Origin of the sequence: Granulicella sp. dw_53 (assembly GCF_018449545.1) — a bacterium.
In the GTDB taxonomy this organism is placed as follows: Bacteria; Acidobacteriota; Terriglobia; order Terriglobales; family Acidobacteriaceae; genus Edaphobacter.
Window position 1 is genome coordinate 294,211 of the sequence record NZ_JAAVUR010000003.1, and the last position, 22,384, is coordinate 316,594.

A 22,384-nucleotide genomic window follows, 5' to 3' on the forward strand; every position below is an offset into this window, starting at 1 on the left:
GGGCGGCTGCTTCCGATGTAAATGATGTTTAGCGTATCCCTCACAGTGTACTAGCGTGGACGGGGGAACGCATCTTCAGCTGTTCGTTATGTCAATTGCTTGTTTTACCCAACCTCAATTGCTATGTTTTTACCCAACCAGCGGTCCTCTGCCTGCCAATACAAGGTGAAGACGATTGAGCCGGTCTGATCGGGGGTCGTTGCAATGTCGGCATAGGAGCCCGGGTAGCCGACGACGTGGGAATCAGTGTGAATGGTGGACGCCCAATCGTCCATGGTCCAGACGACACGGAAGGGTTTGGGATCCAGAATGCGCAAGGTTAAACCGCCGGGAATGTTCGTAATGGGACGTCCGGTCTGGAAGAACTCGATCCGGCTGGAGAAGGTACGCTCCGACGCGGAGACTGCGTAGCGCTCTGCGACGGCGGAGATGCGGTCGAAGACCTGGCCGTCGACGGTAGAACGGAGCAGCTTGATGTACTCCGAGTGAGCCCAGACGAGGGGTTGGGCCGAGCCGGCGGAGCGGCCGAGGTACATGCCCTCGGAGGGTAGGTCGGCGTAGTCCCAGATCTGCTCGGGCATCATGCCACCAATTGAGCTGAAGCGCTCCAACGCGGTGATGTAGCTGCTGATGTCGTTGCCTGCGGCGAGCTCGTAGTGGGCCCGCTCGCCGGTGAGGATGGGCCAGGCGCGGCCTTGTCCCCAACCCTCGTAGGGGCCTCCGTCCTTGCGCTGGCCATAGCCGTCATGGTTGTATCGGCGCCAGCAGACACCGTAGGGCGTCTCGATCTTGAGGCAGTGGTCGACGACCTTGAGGGAGTCGATGATGAGCGGATCGTCGGCGCGGCGGATTCCGTAGCGGACGAGCTCGAGGAAGCCAGCGTCGATGACCTCGCGGGCCTCGAAGTCGTACTTCTCGTCGGGAGCCCGGTTCGCGATGTGGATGTAGCCGGGGGCGATGGAGTCGTTGTGGAAGGGCTCGCCGACGGCTGGCGGACGGATACGCATGTAGTGGTACTTGATATCCGGATGGAGGACTCCTTCGCGGGTGGTGGTCCACTCGTCGAGGTGAGATTCGATCCAGTCGGCGTAGCTCTCCAGGAAGCTGGCGAGTTCGAAGGCCTGATGGCCGCGAGCCATGTCGGCGGCGCAGATGAGGCCGGCGATCACTGCGGCCAGGGTCGAGGGAGAGTAGCCGGAGTTCTCCTCCCAGCGCTCCTGCTGGGTGACCGGAGCGTAGCGGACGAGAAAGGCGGCGGCGCGCTCCACGAAGGGGAAGACGTCGAAGCTGCCGAGACCGCCGACCTTCCAGAGACGCCAGGAGAGGATGATGGGGAAGGCGACCTCGTCGAGCTGGATGCCGGTCCAGTAGGGCGTTCCGTCGATCCAAAAGTTCTGGGCGAAGCTGCCGTCCGGGCGCTGCGTACAGGCCAGGTAGACGAGGGCGCGGAGAGCGGTGTCGGTGCGTCCGCAGGCGAGGATCGCGGTGGCGGACTGAACCATGTCGCGGGTCCAGACGAGATGGTATCCGCCGAGGTCGTCGTCGCCTTTGGAGGCTCCCCAGGGGATGGAGGCGGAGGCGATGAAGGCTCCGGAGTAGGTCTTGTCCTCGTGGGTGAGGATGACGTTGTGGCTGATGCGCATGAGCCGGCCGCCATCGGTGGAGGCGGGAGCGAGGGACTCGGGCGAGTTGGCGCGGAGCCATTGGGCTACGAAGCGCTTGGAGTGCAGATCGTAGGGCGTGGCGAGCGTCTGCATCATGCCGGCGAGCGCGGCGTGATGACCGTCGCCGAGAGCGAGGGCGATGGTGAACTCGCGGTGCATGGAGACGTCGATCTCGCCCATGACGGCGATGTTGCCGTTGAGGGCCTGGCCGAACTGCCAGTCCATCTTCATATCGGAGGCGAGGTCCTGGAAGCCGTCGCTGGCACCGACGTAGCCGCAGGAGGTGCGGGTGAAGCCGCAGTCGACCCCCATGGCGAGCGAGGTGTTGTTCTTCCAGGCGAGGATGGCGCGTTGCCCTGCGATCTCGATGGAGCGGGCTGAGTTCCCTGCTCCGCCGCCGTCGAGGTGAGGCGCGAGGAGCGCGTAGCACTTCAGACGGGATAAGACGGCCTCTTCGCCGGAGATCTTGACGTTCATCAGGACGACTGGATGATGCGGGTCGCTGATGAACTCCTTCGCTACCGTGTAGCGGCCTTGTAGGTCATTAGCGACGACGCGGACCGCAAGGGCCTTGGGATCGACGTAGTGGAAGTCGTACTCGAAGTCGCGCTTCTCTTCGTGGAAGAAAGTCTCGCCATCCGTGAAGAGCAGCTCCATGTCGCGGATCTGTGGGCGGTCGATGGTTGGGTAGTAGATTTCGTTGAGAGTGCCGTGGGAGATGGTGAACCATACGCGGCTGGATGCGGCGTAAGCAGTAGAGACGGCATCTTTGCGACTGGATGTCCAGCGCGGTTCCAGGCCCGGAGCACCAAATGCGGGGCCATTGTCGTCGAGCCAGCGGTATGCAGCAGCGAGAACATTCATTGGGCTTTATTAGAACCTAAATGAGCGAGAAACGGGAGACCCCTCGATGAAGGGGCGGTGAATGGGAGGATGAGTTATGATTCGGGAGTTGCGCGGATCATGCAGTGTGCATCGCGGCGTATCTGGACGGCATCGAAGGATACTGGACCGCCAAACTGACGCTTCGAGACGACAAGCTTCCGTCCCGACCTCAACCCAACCGAATACAGGAGACTGAACGTGGCCTACGAACTTCCCCCATTGCCCTACGATTATGCGGCGCTTGAACCACACATCGACGAAGCGACGATGAAATTGCACCACGACAAGCATCACCAGACCTACGTGACAAACCTGAACGGCGCGGTGGAGAAGCATGCCGAACTCGGCGCGAAGTCTCCCGAAGAGCTGATCAAAGACCTGGCGAGCATCCCTGAAGATGTGCGCAAGGTCGTCCAGAACAACGGCGGCGGACACGTAAACCACACCATGTTCTGGCAGATCATGAAGCCCCATGGCGGCGGCGAGCCTTCGGGCAACATCGGAGACCAGATCAAGACGGATTTCGGGTCGTTCGAGGAGTTCAAGAAACTGTTCAACGAGACGACCGCCAAGCAGTTCGGCGCGGGCTGGGGTTGGCTGATCTTCGAGGGCGGCAAGCTGAAGATCGTGACCACCGCGAATCAGGATAATCCGCTTTCGCAGGGTCATTACCCGATTCTGGGCAACGATGTCTGGGAGCATGCCTACTACTTGAAGTATCAGAACAAGCGTCCTGACTACCTCGCTGCCTGGTGGAACGTGGTGAATTGGGACGAGGTGAACAAGCGGTTCGAGACGGCGAAGAAGAAGTAGTTGCTTACTTCTGAGGACGCCAGGTATCGGCGCTAAGTGGCGCTGGATCACCGTTTACTGGCTTCAATCCCATCTAAGCCGTGATTTAGAGGGTTGTGGCCAGATTATTTAGCCAGCTTGGTTTACTTGCTGGTGCTCTTAAATTGAAAAGCCCCATGCCTTTTGGCTGGGGCTTTTCTTAGCTGGAGTTTGGGAGAACAGAACCAGATCCGTTGTTATTTGGCATTCTCCAGTTGGAGTATCTCAATGACATTGCCCCACGGGTCTGCGATGAAAGAGCCTCTTTCGACGCCGCTGCCAGCTACGCCGGTCATGCCGTCGACAAGGACGTTGACGCCACGGCTCTTGAGATGGGCTGTGACCTGATCGACGTCGTCGACTTGAAAGCAAAGGTGGTGTAGCCCAGATTGACCAACGCTACCTAAGACGACCTCCCGCGGAGGCTCGGATTCCAGTCTCTTATCGCCGATTAACTCGATGACAGGAACTTTGCTTTCAGCGGTACAAAGAAAAGCAAACTCCATGCCGTTGAACGGAAATTCGCGTTCGACGCGGAGGTCGAGCATGTCTACGTACCAATTTTTGCCGGCTGTGAAGTCCGCAACACGTAAAGCGATGTGGTGGATCTTCATACCGACGAATGGGGCACTCTGCGTCATAAATTACTCCTGATGTGTGTGGGGGGAGGGTGGAGCGCCAAGGTCGAGCATGAGACGATCCCGGGGCAAGAGGGAGACTGGCGGTCCGATAAAGCAGTCCGATAAGAAACTGTCCGATGAAGAAGGAAGGTTGTGGGACTTCCCGCCAGTATCGTTAAATGATACAGAGCCATGGCAAAGGGCATCCCGCTGGGATACCTTTTGGCGGAGAGCATGTTGAGTTTTAGAAGACGAACTTTGCCCAGAGTCGGATGTGACGATAGTAGTAGGCGTCGCGTGCATTGCTGGTGTTGAGGAAGGTGGACTGTCCTACCTGTCCGATGTTCATGGCGCTGCTGGAAACGCTGAAGGCGGTCACGTTGTCGTGATTTGCAATGTCCTGTGCTTCAGCACGAAAGATCAACCGGCTCCCTTCCAGATGGGCAAAGTCCGTGGGAACTGCCTTCTCCAAGGCGACGTCCCAGGTTGCGAGGCCGGGGTTTTCGAAGGAGTTGCGGCCGATCTCCCGAGGAAGGAGAGCAGGTCCGTTCGTAGAGTTCGGAATGATGAAGTGGGCGGCGCCGCTGTTGATGGGAGTGCGAACGGGGGCGGATGCAGGGGATGCGTTGTAGGCAGCCTGATCGTAGTATGTGCCGGTGACGCCACCGATGTAGCTTCCATCGACGGCGACGGAGGTCAGCGGCGCATTGGGGTTGGACAGGACGGGGCGATCGTTGGTCGTGCTGCCATCTCCGTTAGTGTCTTTTCCGCTCAGGTTGAAGCTGGAGTATGGACCGGACTGCAGGGTCGTCTGGCCCGAGACAGTGATATGACGGGTGAAGGCGCTATAGATCAGGTTGAGCGCGAGATTGTCGGAGTGAAAGCCCGCCGGAGTGTAGGAGTAGGCGAAGGACGCTAGGTGGCGGCGATCGTATGCGGAGGGGCCGTAGTCCTGGTAGAGCCCGTTGCCGGCCAGGTTTGCGGAGTAGGAGGTGGGAGCGGTGAAGAGAGTCGATACCTCCGAGGAGTTGTCGAGGTTCTTCGAGTAGGTATAAGCGACGCGGAAGTAGAGGCCGTGCCGGAATGATCTGTCGAGCTGGAGCTGGCCAGCGTTGTAGTTGGAGCTGGCGCGGTTGTCGCGGATGTTGATTGCGCCGCGTGTTGGATTGATGCGCGCGCCGTTGATGAAGTAGTTGAGCTGACGGTTGGAGAAGAGCTTGAGCCCGCGAGAGCCGACGTAGTTGACGGTTAGTTTAAGCGCGGCGGGAAGCTCCCGCTCCACGCCGAGGTTGTACTGATACGTCTGCGGATTGACCAGGTTGCTAGCGCTGCTCTGCACGGAAGAGTTCGCGGTGAAGGCTGGGGTAATGGTGGCGAGAAGACCGCTTGCGTTGGTAAGGCCGCCGACTGCAACGGAAGTGAGCGTGCCGGTCGGCGCAACGGGAGAAGACGCCGCTGCATCGGCGAGGATGCTGGTAAAGAAGGGGTCGTAGAAGATACCGAAGCCAGCGTGTATGACGGTCTTTCCGTCGGAGAAGATCCCGCTATGAGGCGCGTAGGCCAAGCCGATGCGAGGAGCGATGTTGTTCTTATCTGCCTTAACCGGGACGTAGGTGTTGATCGCCTGGAAGGGATTGTTGACGTCTACCCCTGGAAAGGAGAGTGAGTTGAGCGGCTGAGTGAGGTAGTCATAACGAATACCGACGTTGACGGTGATGTCCGAGGACAGCTTGATGTCATCCTGGATGAAGCCGGCGATCTTCCAGATGTGTGGATCGACCCGGGTGGGTCCGAAGGTCTTGGTTGCAGATCCTGAGGTGCCGAGCCGGTTGTTGAGGAAGTTGTCCAGGGAAGAGAGACCTCCACCGGCGGCAAAACTCAGCGCGCCAAGGGCTCTCTGGGGAACGAGATCGGTCTCCAACAGACGCCCAACGTCCGCACCGGTGCGAATGGATTGCCTGCGGTAGGTGTAGCCAACGGTGTCCTGGAACTGATAGAGCTCTTCGGACCGGCCTTGCGGGATGCTCTGAGAGACGCCAAGGGTTGGAATGCCGGTTCCTAAGAAGGTGATGTTGTTTAGCTTGGCGATGGGGTTAGCATTGGTCTCGGCAGTGGCGAAGAACTGGGAGTTGATGCGGGTCTCCGAGGCGCGAAACTCGTTGAGCAGGTTGGGAGTGAAGATGTGGATCCAGCTTCCGGTTCCAAGCTCGGAGGGACCGCCGACCTGTGTATCAAATCCTGGCAGAGTGGTTGGATTCAGACCAAAGTATGGAGTGTAGGTGTTTCGATCGTGAAGGTAGCGAACGTAGAAGGTGTCCGAAGTCCGGGGGATGAAGTCGATACGATACATCCACTGGGTGTCAGGAGACTGAAGCGGAGTGGCGTTGCGCTGAAAGCTAGCGGTGGTGATACTGCAGCCGCCGACGCATCCAGGCCGGGAGCTAACGGCGATCGACTCAAGGGGGGTGTTGACGCCGCGAGCGACATTGGGGATAGCGCGGAAGTTTGCGGGGTCGAGATAGGAGCCGTTGTTGAGGTATCCCTGCAACAGAGTAGCCTGGGGGCCTCCGATGGCGGTGAGGCGGGCGTATCCGTTTGCATCGGGAAGCTCGACGGGAGCGATCCCAGGGGAATTGCCGTAAAGGCGGACGAACGTCGCTCCGCCAAAGGCGAAGAGCTTGTTCTTCCAGAGGGGGCCACCAGCGGTGAAGCCGTACTGATGCTGGTCGTAGCGGGCCTTTGGATTTGGAGTGCCGGGAGCGAGCGGCTTGAGCCGGCGCGTCTGTCCGTCGAGCGCATCGAGGCCTGATCCGGAGTAGATCTCGTGCACGGTACCGTGGAATTTGTTGGTGCCGCTCTGGGTGACCTGGTTAATGACGGCGCCGCCCGAACGGCCAAATTCAGCCGAAGAGGAGTTGAGAAGGCCGGTGACGCTGGAGTACATGTCGGGCAGAATCGGCTGGAAGGCTTCGCCACCGATGGAGACGTCGTTAACGTCCTGGCTGTCCACCATGAAGTAGTTGGTACGTGGCCGGGCGCCGTTCACCGCGAGTTGTACGGTTCCGTTTCCGCCGGTCGCACCGAAGCCCAAAGAGACTGTGAGCTGCTGCACGCCGGGGAGAGTGGTAAGGAGGGATGCGGGGTTGAGGGGAAAGTTGGGCAGGGTATCGAGCTCCTGCCTGCCGATGGTCCCGGAGAGCTGGCCGTTTTCGGTGTTGATGTTGTTGCCGGCAGATTGCACGTCGACGACGTTGGAGGTGGCGCCTACGTGGAGGACGGCGTCGTAGGTGGTGGTTACAGAGGGATTGACCCTGATTCCCTTCACGTTGACGGAGGAGAATCCGGCGCTTTCGATATGGATGCTGTAGACGCCCTCACCGATGGAGTCGGCACGGTAGACGCCTTCGGAGGAGGTGGTGAGGGTACGGGTCTCGCCGGTGCCCTGGTTGAGAACTTCGACCTGGGCGTGCTCGATGGTGGCACCAGTTACATCACGTACTACTCCACTGAGAATTCCTTTGCTGGTCTGCGCGAAGCCTGGGAGAAGGCCACCACAAAAAAGCATTGTCGCCAATAACAATCCTGGAAATTTCATGTGCTTTCCTCGCTGATTTATATGGACTTATTTCACGTTGAGGACCAACTGCAGAATATGCTGGGTATTCAGTCTTTGCCGGTTCATTTTTCTGCCTAACGATGAATTCTTACCGTGCCAGAGATTATTTGTCACTTGAATTCGAGGTTAGGAGAAGTTTTTCCTGGAGAAGATCTTGCGTGAAGCAGCGTCTGCGATGCCTGGGAGAAGGTGTTTCATAGAGACAATAAGGCGTTAATTGGCCGGGTCGATCCGTTGAGTTAGAGGTTGAGTTTTTTGAAGATGCGTTCGGGAATGTTGCGGATGATGAACATGATGGGCTGCCAGATGAAGGGGACGTAGATCTGGTCCTTCTCGGCGGCGATGGCTGCGGCGATAGATTTGGCGACCTTATCGGGGTCGGCGTACTTGGCGCTCTTGGGATTGGCGGCGGTCATGGCGGTGCGGGTGGGGCCGGGCTTGATGGTGAGGACAGTGACGCCCTCGCGGTCGATGCGGTTGCGGAGGCCGCTTACGAAGGCGGAGAGGCCAGCCTTGGAGGAGCCGTAGACGTAGTTGGATTTGCGGCCTCGGTCTCCGGCGACGGAGGAGAGGATGGCGAGGGTGCCGGTGTGGCGTGGGACACAGTAGTTGCTGAGCCAGGTGAGAAGCGAGACCGGGGCAGTGAGGTTGGTGTGGAGGATCTGGGCGGCGGTGTTGAAGTCCTGCTCGGCGGCGGGTTGGTCGCCGAGGATGCCGTGGGCAAGGTAGGCGACATCCATGCCGGCGAGAGAGTTGACGGCGTGGGTGAGGAGGGCGTGGTGGCTGTCCGTGTCGTCGAGGTCGGCGACGGCGGTGTCGACGAAGGCTGCGCCGCGGGTGCGGAGGTCTGAGGCTACGGCGGCGAGCTTCTCCGCATTGCGGGCGACGAGGAAGAGGTGTGCGCCTTCCGCGGCCCAGATGCGGCAGGTGGCTTCGGCGATGCCGGAGGTGGCTCCGAGGACGAGGATCTTGCGTGGGTTTGAGGTGCGGGGTGGGACGGCTGTCGTGCTCATAGGGGTAGTCTGTCTCCGGTGACGCGCTCCCAGAAGCTGGAGGTGAGGAGTGGGTCGCGGTAGCGGGCGAACTGCTCCCACTGGGGGTAGAAGGCCTGGAACTGGGAGGCGGTCATGGCAGCGTCTTTGGCGGGGTAGAGGCGGCCGCCAAACTCGCGGGTCATGTCGGCCAGACGCTCGAAGAGGGGGAAGCTCTTGTCGGGCTTGATGGGGAAGTCGAGGGCGAGAGTGATGCCCGGCAGCGGGAAGCTCATCATGCCGGGGGATGGGACGTCGCCGAAGGCCTTGAGGACGGCGAGGAAGCTGGCGAGGCCGGATTTGGCGACCTCTTTCATGACGGCGACGGTGGCTTCGCGGGCGTGCTCCCAGGGGATGGCGTACTGGAACTGGAGCAGGCCGCCCTTGCCGTACATGCGGTTCCAGTGGAGAACCTTGTCGAGGGGATAGAAGAAGGGCTCGTAGTCCTGGAGGGCGACGACGCGCTTGTGAATCTGCTTGTGGAAGAAGGCGGTGTTGAAAAGGCTGACGGTGGCGTGGTTAAGGGCGAAGCCGGGGGCTTCGAAGGGGAAGACGAGTTTGGGCTCCGGTGAGGGTTTGAGCTCGGCGGGCAAGGGGGAGTGGTCGCCTTGCATGAAGATACCGCGGAGGAAGTTCTTACCAGTGGAGGTGACGTCGACCCAGCTCACGGTGTACTCGAGGTTGCGGGCCTGCTCGGTGAGCGAGAGGAACTCGTCGATGCCGTGGAACTGGATGCCCTCGTAATCGATCATGCGGGAGACGATGGGCTTCATGCGCAGGGTGGCCCAGGAGATGAAGCCGGTGAGGCCGAGACCTCCGATGGTGGCGGTGAACCAGTCGGGGTTCTGGTCGGGGGTACAAAGGCGGCGGGTGCCATCGGAGCGAAGGAGTTCGAACTGGACGATGTGGCAGCCGAAGGTGCCGGCGGAGTGGTGGTTCTTGCCGTGGATGTCGTTGGCGATGGCGCCGCCGAGAGTCACGTACTTGGTGCCGGGGGAGACGGGCAGGAAGAAGCCGCGGGGGACGCAGAAGTCGAGGATCTGGGCGAGGGTGATGCCAGCCTCGGCGGTGAGCAGGCCGGTGGCGGGATCGAAGGAGATGAGGCGGTTCATGCCGGTGGTGACGAAGAGATTGCCGTCCTTGAGGAGGCAGGAGTCTCCGTAGCTGCGGCCCATGCCCACGGCGAGGGCTCCTCCGTTGTGGAGGCCGGCGGAGGCGGAGGCGAAGTCACTTTGCCAATGGAGGGGGACGGTATGGGCGGGGTAAGTCGGGTAGCGGCCCCAGGATTCGAAGGGAGCCGAGGGGATTTGGGAGGCATCCTTCAAGCGATAAGGGTCGGACATGGACATAGGATACTTGGTTGGACGGTAGTTGCATGCACAAAACAAACGGGCACAGCGAAGAGCCGTGCCCGTTGCGATGCGGAGTAGAGATGCTGCTTAGGCTGCTGCCTTCTCGCGGGTGGCCTTCGCTTCGGCCAGGGCAGACTTTGCCTGGATGGCGAGGGTGGCGAAGCCAGCGGCGTCGTTGACGGCGATGTCGGCGAGGATCTTGCGATCGAGGCCGTTGCCAGCGAGCTTGAGGCCGTTGATGAAGGTGGAGTAGCTCATGCCGTTAATGCGGCAGGCAGCGTTGATACGCACGATCCAGAGGGCGCGGTACTGGCGCTTCTTCTGCTTACGGCCGGTGTAGGCGAACATGAGTCCGCGCTCGACGGCCTCCTGGGCTGCCTGATAGAGCTTGGATTTCGTGAGGAAGTAACCACTCGCGCGCTTGAGGATCTTCTTGCGGCGGTCGTTACGTTTTGTACTCCGTTTTACACGGGGCATCGTACTTCTCCTTTTGCGAACTGCGGTTAAGCGGCTGGAGGAAAGGTGTCCTCTTCACGCGCTATGCAACTTCAAGTCTCGGTGGATGGCTGACGCTCATCCAGGGGCCGTGAACGCTTTGACTGACCCTTTGCTTTGTTAAGCGGCTCGACTTGAAGACTTGTCCCTACCTGAAGGCTAAAAGACTTTGCAGTCCTTCGTTACTTCACGCGTACGGGATCATGCGGGCGACAACCTTGTGATCCGCATCCGAGATGAGCGCCGAACCGCCAAGCTTACGCTTGGTTTTGGTCGCCTTCGAGGTGAGGATATGGCGCATCTTGGACTGGCCACGCTTGAACTTGCCGGTGCCGGTCTTATGAAAGCGCTTGGCTGCGCCGCTGTGGGTCTTCAACTTTGGCATTGGTGATCCTGACGGTGCGTGTTTCTGACAACTTATCGATTATATACGAGGATTTGAGAGGGGGCAGGATTTTTGGGTGACGGGGCCGAAAGACAGAGGAGAAGGCTTCTTAAGGCCCTTGCGGGATTGGGTTCCCTGCCGGTCCTAAAGGGTGCAAGCGGGCTGCGGAGATGGTATACTTAGAACACTGAGACTGGTATCCGAAACGCGCGAAATTGCTTGATTGACGCGGCTTTTGCGCTTTCGGACGGACCCACCCAGATCCCGAATCCAAGCAATTCAGCTACGGCTGCATGGAGATACATGGCATCGTCTGCAATCCCCGCCGAGACCGACCTTTTGAACCCGGAGACAGCAACCGCAAGCGCCACCCCGAAGAAAGAGGGCGGCGGGTACTCCGCTGAAAACATTACGGTACTGGAGGGTCTAGCGGCCGTACGGCTGCGGCCGGCGATGTATATCGGTTCCACCGGCGAGCAGGGGCTGCACCACCTGGTGTACGAGGTCGTCGATAACTCGGTGGATGAGGCGCTGGGCGGGCACGCTTCGAAGATCGAAGTGACGATCCATGTCGACAACTCGATCACCGTGGTCGACGACGGACGTGGCATTCCGGTCGACGACAAGGTCATCAATGGCGAGAAGATGCCGGCTGTCCAGGTCGTCCTGACGATGCTGCACGCGGGCGGTAAGTTCGACGCCTCGAACTATAAGGTGTCGGGCGGACTGCACGGCGTCGGTGTGAGCTGCGTGAACGCGCTAAGCGAAGAGTTCGATGTAGAGATCTGGCGCGACGACTTTGCCTGGGAGCAGGACTATAGCAAGGGTGCGCCGATCTCGAAGCTGCGGAAGATGGGACCGTCGAAGCGCAAGGGGACGAAGGTTCACTTCCTCCCGGACAAGAGCATCTTTACCGTCACGGAGTTCAACTACGACACGCTGGCCCAGCGCTTGCGCGAGCTGGCCTTCCTGAACAAGGGCCTCGAGATTCATCTGACCGACGAGCGCACCACAGACGCCAAGACGGGCGACAGCAAGCACCAGGAGTTCAAGTACGCAGGCGGTATTGCGGAGTTCATCAAGCACATCAACAAGGGCAAGGCTGTGCTGCACGAGAAGCCGATCTACATGGAGGCCGAGCGCGACAACGTGGCCATGGAGATTGCGCTGCAATATAACGACGCCTACTCCGAGACGGTGTTTACGTTTGCGAACAACATCAATACGGTGGACGGCGGAACGCATCTTTCGGGCTTCAAGACGGCTCTGACACGGACGATCAATGCGGCTGGACAGTCGCTGGGTCTCTTCAAAGATGTGAAGGAGAACCTGAGCGGCGACGACGTGCGCGAAGGCTTGGTGGTCGTGATCTCAGTGAAGCTCTCGCAGCCGCAGTTTGAAGGGCAGACGAAGGGTAAGCTGAACTCGGATATCGCCGGGACGGTGCAGGCGTTCGTGAACGAGCGGCTGGGCGGCTTCCTGGAGCAGAATCCGCAGGTGGCGAAGAAGATCATCAACAAGGCGATCGACGCGGCGCGGGCGCGTGAAGCAGCGCGTAAAGCGCGAGACCTGACACGGCGCAAGGGCGCTCTGGATGGCGGCGGCTTGCCGGGCAAGCTCGCCGACTGCTCTGAGCGGCAGCCAGACCGCTGCGAGCTTTACCTCGTCGAGGGTGAGTCGGCCGGTGGAACGGCCAAGCAGGGCCGCGACCGTCGGTTCCAGGCGATTCTGCCGCTGAAGGGCAAGATCCTCAACGTAGAGAAGGCTCGCTACGACAAGATGCTGGGCCACGAAGAAATTCGCGCCATGATTACGGCGCTGGGCTGCGGAATCGGCAAGGACGACTTCGATGCGACCAAGCTGCGATACGGCAAGCTGATCTTGATGACCGATGCCGACGTCGACGGATCGCACATCCGTACGCTACTGCTGACCTTCTTCTTCCGGCATATGACCGAGCTGATCAAACGTGGCCATGTGTATATCGCGCAGCCGCCGCTGTACCGGATCAAGAAGGGCAAGTTCGAGCAGTACATCAAGGACGACCGCGAGTATGTGTCGGTGATGGTGAAGCGCGCCTCGGACGGGATGATTCTGACCTACGGCGAGGCGAAGACGCAGGTCGAGGGCGCAGAGCTGACGAAGTTCATGGGCCAGTTGAACGAGTACCTGGGCTTCTTCGAGAAGGTGGACAAACGGCTGCGGAACGAGCATGTGACGCGGGACTTCATCGAGCTGTTCGCGCATGAAGGAGCGGCTCCGGCCAAGAAAGAGGACTTCCAGACGCCGGCCAAGCTGAAGGAGATGCAGTCGCGGTTGAAGGCGATCCTGAAGGAGTACCAGTTCCGTGCGGTTGGCGATCCGGTGCTGGATGAAGAGCACCAGACATGGTCGGTGAGCTTTACGGATTCGCAGGGCGCGGAGCGAAAGATCGACTGGGCGCTGGCGAATGCCGCCGAGAGCCGCCAACTCCTGGGCAAGTACGCGCAGATCCAGGACAAGCTGCAGGGACCGTTCACGATCGAGTATGCGGCAAAGACTCCGAAGCAGGTCGCTGCGGAAGAGGCTGAAGAGGTCGCCACGGAAGAAGGAGTCGCCGATATCGCGGCTGCACCGGGCACTGCGGAAGAGGCGAAGCCTGGCAAGAGGGTTCGTGCGGTACAGGATCCGGTCGAGAAAAAGACAGCGCGAGAGGTGTTCGAGTATGTGATCGAACAAGGCCGCAAAGAGTACCAGGTACAGCGGTATAAGGGTCTGGGCGAGATGACGGCTCCGCAGCTTTGGGATACGACGATGGACCCGGAACGGCGAACACTACTGCAGGTGAAGCTCGAAGACATCGCGGCGTGCGAAGAGATCTTTACGACGCTGATGGGCGAGGATGTCGAGAGCCGCAGGAAGTTCATCGAAGAGAATGCACTCGATGTGAAGAACCTGGATATCTAGGCTTTGTAGCATCGCCTTGGATTTCGAGTATTGATATGCAACTGAATCTCCCGGTAGCCCCATTCAATTGGGGTTGCCGGGAGATTTTTAGTTTGGTTTGAGCCGATATCTTTAGACTACTTAGAATTCTTTCTATAACAGGTCGATTTAATAAGTAGTTACCTCTTAGTCCGCGAAGAAGAGTAGTTATATCTCAGATCGGGTCGATGTCAGGACTTGCTCACAGAGCTAATTGGGTTACTTTTTAGTTGTACTGCGAACAACTGCTTCACACGGAAGGATCTTCTCTGCCTCTTGAAGCTCCTCGGCGTGATGCTGTCCCCATTCATAGAGAAGCGATAAGAGCGGATTCAGGCTCATCCCTAGTGGGCTTAGGCTATAGTCGACGCGTTGCGGCTCCTCGGGAAAACTCTGTCGAGTGACCAGACCGTGCTCTTCAAGCACCCTAAGTTGCTCGATCAGGACTTTCTGCGATATGCCGGCTATCTGGTTTTCTAGTTCGCAGATTCGCTTAGGGCCACTTAGCAAGACATAGATAATGATGGCCTTCCAGCGACCTGAGATAACACCCAACGCCCGCTCGATAGGCAGGCCCGATAGTTCTTTTGTGATCTTCATCTTACAAACCAATTCGTGTGTAGATTAATCAATCTACAGGGCCTAGTCTACCGCTTATCGGGGAGTACTTACTTCCTGGATAAGGAGTATCAATGCCCGCATTATTCGAAACCCATGCACTTGGAGATGGATTCGTCCTCAAAAATCGCGTCGTAATGGCGCCTATGACTAGAACGCGGACCTCTGCCTGCGACGTTCCAAATGCTTTGATGGCAACTTACTATGGCCAACGAGCCAGCGCAGGACTGATCGTGACCGAATCGACCGATGTATCGGTGCATAGCAAAGGATATGGGGGAACGCCCGGTATCTATACGAGTGCGCAGGTCGATGGATGGCGATTGGTAACAGACGAGGTCCATCGAAACGGAGGCAGAATCTTTCTGCAGATATGGCACGTCGGGAGGATGGCGCATACTTCCCTGATGCCGAACGGAGAGGCGCCGTGGGGAGTTACTACGAACAAGCGAGTACGTCCGATGTATTCACGCACAACTCCGATGGCAGGTTGAGATACATGCGCGCGAGCCGTCCTCGACAGATCAGAACGGAGGAGATCTCCGGTCTGGTAGATGAATTTGCACTGGCTTTCCGAAACGCTAAGCTGGCGGGCTTCGACGGCGTGGAGATCCATGCCGCCAATGGCTATCTGTTCGACCAGTTCATGAATTCAACATTGAACACGCGCGGCGATAGCTACGGTGGACAGACACCACAGACTCGAACACGCTTGCTTCTTGATGTGGTTGACGCGGCGATACTGGAGTGGGGCGCCGACAGGATTGGCGTGCGGCTCTCCCCGTTTGGAAGATACAACAGTATGCCGAGCGATCCGCATGCCGAAGAGACCTTGCTGTATTTGTGCACTCAGTTGAGCCACCGCAAGCTTGGCTATGTGCATATGCTGTATCAACTGATGCCTTCAGGGAATATGGAGGACAGCGAGTTCAACGAGATACACCTCAGCGATGCTCTTGTGCGAAAGGTGCGCGAGGCCTTTCGCGGGACAGTGATCTGGTGCGGCGGATTTACCAAGAACACTGCTCAGGCGGCACTGGATACAGGCTGGGTGGATCTGATCGCTTTCGCGAGGCCCTTCGTCGCGAATCCGGATCTCGTGGCACGCTTCAAGAACGATTGGCCGGTGGCCGATGCCGAGCGGTCCGCCTTCTACACCAGGGATGGCGAGAAGGGATATACCGACTTCTCGAACTTCGTCGCTCCTCTGCTATCACCTGGTAGATGAGCTGATGGGCCAGTTGCTATCGGAAGGCGCGGCCCTTCGGTGGTGATGCTTTGCAGCCCTGGAACAAAGTTTAAAAGCGCTGAACCGCGTGAGCTAAAGTTCACTGCGAGGAGTATACTCGCACCACTTTGGACAACAGAATCAGTCTGCTGCGATCTGTGATTCACCGGCGAGGCTATTTCAGATGAACGTTCCCAGCGCAGGTCTAGTTCCCTCTCCAACTGCCAGTTCAACTCAATGGGCCGCTTCCATTGAGCAGATGCTTCGATACCAGTTCGCTAAGGGCATAAGCAACGTTACGCCCGACGAGCTCTTTCGAGCGACCGCTGGAACACTTCGTCCGCTTATCATCGACCGAATGCTGGAGACCGCGGCTCGATTCCGCTCCGTAAACGCGAAGTCGGTCTACTACCTTTCCATGGAGTTCTTGCTGGGGCGTTCGCTGCGTAATAACCTGCAGAACCTCGGCCTCTATAGCGTGATGGAAGACGCTTTAGATGAGCTTGGCCTACGTCTCTCCGATGTGCTGGAAGTAGAGCAAGACGCTGCGCTTGGCAATGGAGGCTTAGGGCGATTGGCCGCGTGCTTTCTGGATTCACTTGCCTCGTTGCATATGCCGGGCTTCGGATACGGCATCAACTATGAGTTTGGGCTCTTTCGCCAGGAGTTCGAAGACGGACGGCAGAGGGAGAGGCCCGACTTTTGGGCCAGTGAGCAATCGCCGTGGCTCATAGAGCATCAAGATCAGGCTCTCACTATTCCTATCTACGGACGCATTGAATATGTCCAGGATCGGCTGGGGAGCTTTATTCCAGTGTGGATGGACTGGAAGATACTCATCGGCGTCCCCCATGACTTCCCCATCGTAGGTCATGGAGGACGCACCGTGAATACTCTCAGGCTATTCTCCGCAAGAGCGTCTGATGAGTTTGATATTCGCATCTTCAACGAAGGCGACTACCTGAGAGCGGTTGAGCAAAAGATACAGTCTGAGACGGTGAGTAAGGTTTTGTACCCGTCCGATGCTGTGGCATCCGGTAGAGATCTGCGGTTTACCCAGGAGTATTTTCTTGTCGCGTGTTCGATGCGGGATATCTTCCGCCGCTTCTTATCGAGATACTCCCACCCTCGTGAGTTCGCGGGCCAGGTCGCTATCCAGATGAACGATACTCATCCAGCGCTCACCGTGACAGAGTTGATGCGAACGCTTCTCGACGAGTACGAAATGGGCTGGGAAGAGGCCTGGGAGATTACCCAGGCGACCTGTGGCTATACCAACCACACCCTGATGCCGGAGGCCCTGGAACGATGGCCAGTGGAGATGTTCGAACGCATCCTTCCACGCCATCTGCAGATTCTTTATGAGATCAATCACCGCTTTCTTGGACAGGTGGCTGAGCGATGGCCGGGAGATCGGGGACGTCTGCAACGAATGTCGATTATCGAAGAAGGAGACACGAAGTTGGTGCGGATGGCCAACCTCGCGATCATCGGCAGCCACGCCGTTAACGGAGTGGCGGAGTTGCACTCTGAGTTACTTCGCTCGGAGTTAGTTCCGGACTTCAACGAATTCTATCCGGGCCGCTTCGGCAACAAGACGAATGGCGTTACTCCCCGCCGCTGGCTGATGCATGCGAACCCGGCGCTGTGTATGTGGATTGATGAACGGATTGGTGATGGATGGCGTGAGGATCTGAACCGTCTGCGCGAGTTGGAACGGTTCAACCACGATCCGATCTCGCAGCGCGGATTTCTTGCAGTCAAATACGCCAACAAAGAGAAGCTCGCCCGCACCATTCAAGACTGCACCGGTGTGCGTGTGGATTCGCGAGCCATGTTCGACGTGCAGGTAAAGCGGATTCATGAGTACAAGAGGCAACTACTACACGCTCTCTGCATCATCGACGAGTACTTTCGCATTGTGGAGGACGGCATCTCTCCTGTCGTTCCACGGGTTCACATATTTGGCGGTAAAGCTGCGCCCGGATACTTCAAAGCCAAACTGATTATTAACCTGATTAATAATATTGCGGCTGTAGTGAATCGCGATCCAAGGGTGGGTGATGCCCTGAAGGTCGTCTTCTTACCGGACTACAAGGTCTCACTCGCAGAAATTATCATCCCAGCCGCTGATTTGAGCGAGCAGATTTCGACTGCGGGAATGGAAGCTTCCGGCACCAGCAATATGAAGTTCGCTCTGAACGGTGCGCTTACGATCGGAACGCTCGATGGAGCGAACGTCGAGATGCTGCAAGAGGTTGAAGCAGACAACATCTTTATCTTTGGCTTACATGCCGATGAGGTACGGCACTCCCTGTCGAACGGCTACGACCCATGGCGCCACTACCATGCAGATCCGCGAGTAAAGCGCATCTTAGATAGTCTTACCTCCGATATCTTTTGTCCTGGGGAGCCAGGAATCTTTGAACCGATCCGGAGAGCTCTGCTCGACGAGGGCGATCGCTATCTGCATCTAGCCGACTTCGGTTCGTACCTTGCCGCACAGGAAGCGGTATCGAACACTTTTTTGGATCCTGCAGACTGGAGCTCCAAGGCCATTCTGAACGTAGCACGGATGAGTAAGTTCTCAAGCGACAGAACGATACGCGAGTATGCGCGCGATATCTGGAAGATTCAACCCGTCCTTCCTAGTGGAAGGCTGTAACACAAGGTGAAGATCCTTCTCGTGGATGACGACCCGTCGGTCCGTAGCGTCCTCTGCTTACTCTTGCAGCAACAGGGCCACGAGGTTCTGGAGGCAGATGACGGCGAGTTGGCGTGGCAGATGGTGAAAGAGAAGCACATCAGCCTTGTGATCAGTGATTGGATGATGCCGAATCTAGCGGGCGTCGATCTCTGTCGTCGAATTCGCGGCGCGAACTTCGAGCGCTATGTCTACGTCATCATCTGTACCGCGAAGGGTGCAAAGTCCGATTTAATTGAGGGGATGGATGCCGGAGCCGACGACTTCCTCGTCAAGCCGATTGGCTTTGAGGAGCTACGAGTCAAAGTTCGGGCAGGGGAACGGGTCCTGAGTCTTCAGCAAGGACTCTCCGACAAGAATCACGAGCTTGCAGGGATCAATCACCGCCTCCAGTCTGCCCACAAGCTCATCGAAGATGATCTAAAAGCCGCAGCATGGATGCAAGAGAGGTTGTTGCCTTCACCAGCCCTACAGGCCCACGGGATCCGATGCGAGTGGCGTCTGGAGCCCTGCGGATATGTGGCGGGAGACATCTTCAACTTCTTTGCAATGGATGAACGGCAGGTCGGCTTTTATCTGCTGGATGTCGCCGGGCATGGTGTTCCTGCGGCGATGCTTTCCGTATCGCTCAGCATGATGCTGACTCCGGATGCGACGCATGGAAGTCCATTGAAAAGTTATGACCGGGAGACCGATGCATTTCAAGTCTCGTCTCCGGGCGAGACCTTTCGCGAACTCAACCGGCGGTTTCAGTTGAGAGATGACCGGTACTTCACGATGATCTACGGATTGTTCGATATCGAGTCCTCGATCTTGCGTGTGGCGCAGGCCGGTCATCCTGGGCCTATCCTGATCAGGAAAGACGGAGATCTACAGATTCTAGGGACGGGCGGCATGCCGTTGGGACTGTGGCCGGATATCGAGTTCGATTGTTTCGATACGCCTATCGATCATGGGGATCGGCTCCTGCTCTACTCCGATGGTGTAACTGAATGTAAGAGCGCCCATGGAGAGCTCTTCGGAGAGGATCGGCTGATCGCATACCTGAAACAGGGCGCGTCGCAATCTTTAGATGGACTACTCGGAGGGTTGCTGGCCGAGATCAAGACATGGTGTGGAGACACGGAGTTTGAAGATGATCTATCGCTGCTGGCAATCGAGATGACCTGAGATACGAATGGAGGAGTCAATGAGATTCGAAGAGAGCAAGGTTGGAGATGTACTCATCGTGAAGGTGCTTGAGAGCCGCATCGCTGCGGATGTTTCCTCTCGTCTCAAACAGGATCTTATCGAGTATGGAACAAAAGGCTATCGAACGGTCGTTCTCGATCTGAGCGACGTCACCTTCATCGATTCGAGCGGTCTCGGAGCCCTGATCGGCAGCCTGAAGGCGATGGGAGACGATGGAGAACTGGCGCTCTGTGGGGCTCGCGATGCGGTCGTCGGCATTTTAAAATTGACGCGAATGAACAAGATATTTCGCATGTTTTCAAGCCGGGAAGAAGCCCTGTCGGCGCTCGCCTAGTCCGGAATGCTTCTCCCGGTTCGATAAAACCGCGTTCCAACTAGCCCATGTGACGGACGGTCATTTGGGAGATGCGGGTGTTAGGGGGCTGGAGGCAGGCGAAGACGATGGCTTCGGCTACATCATCTGGGTTCATCATGTGGGACTTCTGGATCAAGTCTTCGGTGCGCCCTTTGCCGAGGGCGAACTCTGTCTTGGTGCCACCGGGACAGATGGCTCCGACGTTGATACCGTGCTTACGCAGTTCGGCGTCGAGGGCCTGGGCGAAGCCGACCTGGGCAAACTTGCTGGCGCAGTAGACGGACTCACCCGCAGCTCCCTGCAGACCTGCGATCGAGGAGATGAAGAGGATGAGGCCGCTCTTCTGCTCGATCAGCGAAGGGGTCGCGTAACGACTGAAGAGGAAGCTGGACTTCATATTGGCGTTCATGAGTTGGTCGTACTCCTCAACGGAGGTGTCGATGAGGTTCTTGTAGTTGCCGGCTCCAGCGTTGTTGATCAGGATGTCGAGGTGTCCGAAAGTGGAGAGGGCAAGAGCGACCGCTTGCTGCGCGGTGGACTCCTGCGAGGCATCTCCAGCGAAGAAGACGGCTTTGCCGCCGAGAGATTCGATTTTGGCGCAAAGGGCTTCTAGGCGGTCCTTGCGGCGGGCGGTGACAAGAACCGAAGCGCCGCAGCGGACGAGCGCCAGAGCAGTGGCGCGGCCGATTCCGGCGCTGGCTCCGGTGACGATCGCTACTTTGCCGGCGAGCGGGCCTGTGGGGACGAGGGGAGTGCTCATGAGTATCTGATCCTGGTTGGGTGAGGTTGCGGTGGTGTGGCTGCCTGACTTTGGATGCTACCATCCGGCTATGTTGAAGGATGCGGGAGTGTTGCTGGAAGCGAGAGGGTTGGTGAAGGAGTACACCGGCGCTGGCGGGCAGGTGCGCGTGGTGGACGATGTGTCGTTCTCAATACGGCGGGGCGAGACGCTGGGGCTGGTGGGCGAGTCAGGCAGCGGTAAGAGCACGGTTGCGCGGATGCTGCTGCGGCTGGTGGAGCCGACAGCCGGCGAGGTGACGTATGACGGGATCAATCTGCTCGCAGCTAGTGCGGGAGAGATGCGGGCTATGCGAAGGCGGATTCAGGTCGTCTTCCAGGATCCTTATGCGGCTTTGAATCCCAAAATGCGCGTGCGGGAGATACTGGCTGAGCCGTTCGCAATTCATGGGGTTTCGGGCAGGCCGATGGGAGAGATGCTGCGCGAGGTCGGGTTGGACGAGAGTGCACTTGGGCGATTTCCGCACGAGTTCAGCGGAGGACAAAGGCAGAGGATCAATATTGCCCGAGCCTTGGCGCTGCGGCCCGAGTTTGTGGTGCTGGATGAACCGGTGAGCGCGCTGGACGTGAGCGTCGGAGCGCAGGTGGTGAATCTGCTGCGCGAGTTACAGCGGACGCATGGGCTAACCTACCTGTTTATCTCGCATTCGATGCCGCTGGTGCGTTATTTATGCGACCGAGTGGCGGTCATGCAGCGGGGCAGGCTGGTGGAACTGGGAGACGCTCTGTCAGTGTGCGAGAGCCCACAGGAGGAGTATACGAAGGCTCTGATTGCGGCTACGCCGGAGATGCCTGGGCTGGCTTAGCTGCGGTTCGCCGCTGGCGTAGCTACAATGAAGAGAGAATGCTCTTAAGCTTAAGTTCGCACTGGCACTTTATCTGGTTGGTTGTAGCGTCATTTATAGCCGGTGTAATGAATGCAATGGCGGGTGGGGGCTCGTTTATCTCGTTTCCGGCGATGTTGTCGATTGGGGTGCCTCCGATCCAGGCGAATGCGACGAATACGGTGGCTCTGTGGCCCGGACAGTTGACCAGCGTTGCGGCGCTGCGAAAGGATCTGCGGCTGGATCTACTGCCGGTGGTGCTGGGCGCGTCGGTCGTGGGCGGCGTAAGCGGAGCTATCGTGCTGCTGCGCACGAAGCAGGTGACGTTCCTGCACATGGTTCCTTGGCTCCTGCTGGTCGCTTCCCTGCTCTTCGGGATCAGCGGACCGGTTTCGCGCTGGTTGAAGCAGCGGTCGAGCGACGCACACGAAGATAAGCCTCTGCCGCTGATTCCATTGGCGCTGACGTTGCTCCCGGTGTGCTTCTACATCGGGTACTTTGGAGCAGGCGCTGGATTCCTGATCATGACCGCTCTGGCGCTCTTTGGCCTGGAGAAGATGCATGAGCTGAATGCGTTGAAGGTGACTGCGGCTTGTGTCTCCAACCTTTCCGCGGTGTTTACCTTCATCTTCAGCGGAGCCATCATCTGGCACTATTGCTTGATCTCTATGGTGTTTGCCGGGGTCGGAGGCTACGTTGGAGCCCAGTATGCGCGGAAGATGAGTGCCGAAGTCCTGCGGACGATTGTGGTGGTAACAGGATGCTTGATGGCCGCGTACTTCTTCTGGAGGAATGGATGATTCCATTGAGCTGTGACCGCCGC

General features: G+C 58.2%; 18 protein-coding genes. 9 read left to right on the forward strand and 9 right to left on the reverse strand.

Annotated elements, in window-relative coordinates; genetic code table 11:
* Window positions 1-104: 104 nt before the first annotated feature.
* Window positions 105-2,528: a glycoside hydrolase family 15 protein gene (locus HB393_RS06450; protein ID WP_213804335.1), complete on the reverse strand. Its 2,424-nt coding sequence runs from the start codon at window positions 2,526-2,528 to the stop codon at window positions 105-107.
* Window positions 2,529-2,747: 219 nt separating this feature from the next.
* On the opposite strand from HB393_RS06450, the gene HB393_RS06455 reads away from it, so the two are divergent.
* Window positions 2,748-3,362, forward strand: coding sequence for a superoxide dismutase (locus HB393_RS06455; RefSeq protein WP_213804336.1), 615 nt, complete (start codon window positions 2,748-2,750; stop codon window positions 3,360-3,362).
* Window positions 3,363-3,577: 215 nt separating this feature from the next.
* Here the strand turns inward: HB393_RS06455 and HB393_RS06460 are convergent, their stop codons facing one another.
* From HB393_RS06460 to rpmI, 6 genes are all read right to left on the reverse strand, one after another.
* Complete coding sequence (locus tag HB393_RS06460; RefSeq protein ID WP_213804337.1) at window positions 3,578-4,021, reverse strand: VOC family protein; 444 nt, start codon at window positions 4,019-4,021, stop codon at window positions 3,578-3,580.
* Between the two features lie 223 nt (window positions 4,022-4,244).
* Window positions 4,245-7,595, reverse strand: coding sequence for a carboxypeptidase regulatory-like domain-containing protein (locus HB393_RS06465; RefSeq protein ID WP_213804338.1), 3,351 nt, complete (start codon window positions 7,593-7,595; stop codon window positions 4,245-4,247).
* A 260-nt stretch (window positions 7,596-7,855) separates the two neighbouring features.
* A complete protein-coding gene (locus HB393_RS06470; protein ID WP_213804339.1) occupies window positions 7,856-8,629 on the reverse strand; it encodes an SDR family oxidoreductase in 774 nt (257 codons plus the stop codon).
* Window positions 8,626-9,990, reverse strand: a complete 1,365-nt coding sequence (locus HB393_RS06475; protein ID WP_213804340.1) for an FAD-binding oxidoreductase — start codon at window positions 9,988-9,990, stop codon at window positions 8,626-8,628. The genes HB393_RS06470 and HB393_RS06475 overlap by 4 nt, the downstream gene beginning before the upstream one ends.
* Window positions 9,991-10,086: 96 nt before the next feature.
* Window positions 10,087-10,476, reverse strand: coding sequence for a 50S ribosomal protein L20 (rplT, locus tag HB393_RS06480; RefSeq protein ID WP_213804341.1), 390 nt, complete (start codon window positions 10,474-10,476; stop codon window positions 10,087-10,089).
* A 205-nt stretch (window positions 10,477-10,681) separates the two neighbouring features.
* The gene (rpmI, locus tag HB393_RS06485; RefSeq protein ID WP_213804342.1) at window positions 10,682-10,879 is read right to left on the reverse strand and encodes a 50S ribosomal protein L35; all 198 of its coding nucleotides are present in this window, start codon (window positions 10,877-10,879) and stop codon (window positions 10,682-10,684) included.
* A 303-nt stretch (window positions 10,880-11,182) separates the two neighbouring features.
* Between rpmI and gyrB the strand changes: the two genes are divergently transcribed.
* Entirely contained in the window at window positions 11,183-13,825 is a 2,643-nt protein-coding gene (gene gyrB, locus HB393_RS06490) for a DNA topoisomerase (ATP-hydrolyzing) subunit B (protein ID WP_213804343.1), read from the forward strand.
* 237 nt (window positions 13,826-14,062) lie between these two features.
* Here gyrB and HB393_RS06495 read toward each other — a convergent pair whose 3' ends face one another.
* Window positions 14,063-14,443 (reverse strand): helix-turn-helix domain-containing protein, encoded by a 381-nt coding sequence (locus tag HB393_RS06495; protein WP_213804344.1) that lies wholly within the window; start codon window positions 14,441-14,443, stop codon window positions 14,063-14,065.
* Between the two features lie 155 nt (window positions 14,444-14,598).
* Between HB393_RS06495 and HB393_RS25130 the strand changes: the two genes are divergently transcribed.
* The 5 genes from HB393_RS25130 to HB393_RS06515 all read left to right on the forward strand — a co-directional run bounded on the left by HB393_RS25130 (window position 14,599) and on the right by HB393_RS06515 (window position 19,918).
* Complete coding sequence (locus HB393_RS25130) at window positions 14,599-14,955, forward strand: hypothetical protein (protein WP_255550889.1); 357 nt, start codon at window positions 14,599-14,601, stop codon at window positions 14,953-14,955.
* A 5-nt stretch (window positions 14,956-14,960) separates the two neighbouring features.
* Window positions 14,961-15,689, forward strand: a complete 729-nt coding sequence (locus tag HB393_RS25135; RefSeq protein ID WP_255550858.1) for an alkene reductase — start codon at window positions 14,961-14,963, stop codon at window positions 15,687-15,689.
* 184 nt (window positions 15,690-15,873) lie between these two features.
* Window positions 15,874-18,354, forward strand: a complete 2,481-nt coding sequence (locus tag HB393_RS06505) for a glycogen/starch/alpha-glucan phosphorylase (RefSeq protein ID WP_213804345.1) — start codon at window positions 15,874-15,876, stop codon at window positions 18,352-18,354.
* Between the two features lie 6 nt (window positions 18,355-18,360).
* Complete coding sequence (locus HB393_RS25635) at window positions 18,361-19,563, forward strand: SpoIIE family protein phosphatase (protein WP_213804346.1); 1,203 nt, start codon at window positions 18,361-18,363, stop codon at window positions 19,561-19,563.
* Window positions 19,564-19,582: 19 nt separating this feature from the next.
* Entirely contained in the window at window positions 19,583-19,918 is a 336-nt protein-coding gene (locus HB393_RS06515; protein WP_213804347.1) for an STAS domain-containing protein, read from the forward strand.
* Between the two features lie 40 nt (window positions 19,919-19,958).
* On the opposite strand, the gene HB393_RS06520 is transcribed toward HB393_RS06515, so the two are convergent.
* Window positions 19,959-20,699, reverse strand: a complete 741-nt coding sequence (locus HB393_RS06520) for an SDR family oxidoreductase (protein ID WP_213804348.1) — start codon at window positions 20,697-20,699, stop codon at window positions 19,959-19,961.
* Window positions 20,700-20,769: 70 nt separating this feature from the next.
* On the opposite strand from HB393_RS06520, the gene HB393_RS06525 reads away from it, so the two are divergent.
* The gene (locus HB393_RS06525; RefSeq protein ID WP_213804523.1) at window positions 20,770-21,543 is read left to right on the forward strand and encodes an ATP-binding cassette domain-containing protein; all 774 of its coding nucleotides are present in this window, start codon (window positions 20,770-20,772) and stop codon (window positions 21,541-21,543) included.
* Between the two features lie 38 nt (window positions 21,544-21,581).
* Complete coding sequence (locus HB393_RS06530) at window positions 21,582-22,361, forward strand: sulfite exporter TauE/SafE family protein (RefSeq protein ID WP_213804349.1); 780 nt, start codon at window positions 21,582-21,584, stop codon at window positions 22,359-22,361.
* Window positions 22,362-22,384: the final 23 nt, after the last annotated feature.

What these genes read in the sequence shown, in the direction of transcription:
- HB393_RS06450 (WP_213804335.1), bottom strand. Translation starts at nt 2,528, where the DNA reads ATGAATGTTCTCGCTGCTGCATACCGCTGGCTCGACGACAATGGCCCC.
- HB393_RS06460 (WP_213804337.1), bottom strand. Translation starts at nt 4,021, where the DNA reads ATGACGCAGAGTGCCCCATTCGTCGGTATGAAGATCCACCACATCGCT.
- HB393_RS06465 (WP_213804338.1), bottom strand. Translation starts at nt 7,595, where the DNA reads ATGAAATTTCCAGGATTGTTATTGGCGACAATGCTTTTTTGTGGTGGC.
- HB393_RS06470 (WP_213804339.1), bottom strand. Translation starts at nt 8,629, where the DNA reads ATGAGCACGACAGCCGTCCCACCCCGCACCTCAAACCCACGCAAGATC.
- HB393_RS06475 (WP_213804340.1), bottom strand. Translation starts at nt 9,990, where the DNA reads ATGTCCGACCCTTATCGCTTGAAGGATGCCTCCCAAATCCCCTCGGCT.
- rplT (WP_213804341.1), bottom strand. Translation starts at nt 10,476, where the DNA reads ATGCCCCGTGTAAAACGGAGTACAAAACGTAACGACCGCCGCAAGAAG.
- rpmI (WP_213804342.1), bottom strand. Translation starts at nt 10,879, where the DNA reads ATGCCAAAGTTGAAGACCCACAGCGGCGCAGCCAAGCGCTTTCATAAG.
- gyrB (WP_213804343.1), top strand. Translation starts at nt 11,183, where the DNA reads ATGGCATCGTCTGCAATCCCCGCCGAGACCGACCTTTTGAACCCGGAG.
- HB393_RS06495 (WP_213804344.1), bottom strand. Translation starts at nt 14,443, where the DNA reads ATGAAGATCACAAAAGAACTATCGGGCCTGCCTATCGAGCGGGCGTTG.
- HB393_RS25130 (WP_255550889.1), top strand. Translation starts at nt 14,599, where the DNA reads ATGGCGCCTATGACTAGAACGCGGACCTCTGCCTGCGACGTTCCAAAT.
- HB393_RS25135 (WP_255550858.1), top strand. Translation starts at nt 14,961, where the DNA reads ATGCGCGCGAGCCGTCCTCGACAGATCAGAACGGAGGAGATCTCCGGT.
- HB393_RS06505 (WP_213804345.1), top strand. Translation starts at nt 15,874, where the DNA reads ATGAACGTTCCCAGCGCAGGTCTAGTTCCCTCTCCAACTGCCAGTTCA.
- HB393_RS06515 (WP_213804347.1), top strand. Translation starts at nt 19,583, where the DNA reads ATGAGATTCGAAGAGAGCAAGGTTGGAGATGTACTCATCGTGAAGGTG.
- HB393_RS06520 (WP_213804348.1), bottom strand. Translation starts at nt 20,699, where the DNA reads ATGAGCACTCCCCTCGTCCCCACAGGCCCGCTCGCCGGCAAAGTAGCG.
- HB393_RS06525 (WP_213804523.1), top strand. Translation starts at nt 20,770, where the DNA reads ATGTTGAAGGATGCGGGAGTGTTGCTGGAAGCGAGAGGGTTGGTGAAG.
- HB393_RS06530 (WP_213804349.1), top strand. Translation starts at nt 21,582, where the DNA reads ATGCTCTTAAGCTTAAGTTCGCACTGGCACTTTATCTGGTTGGTTGTA.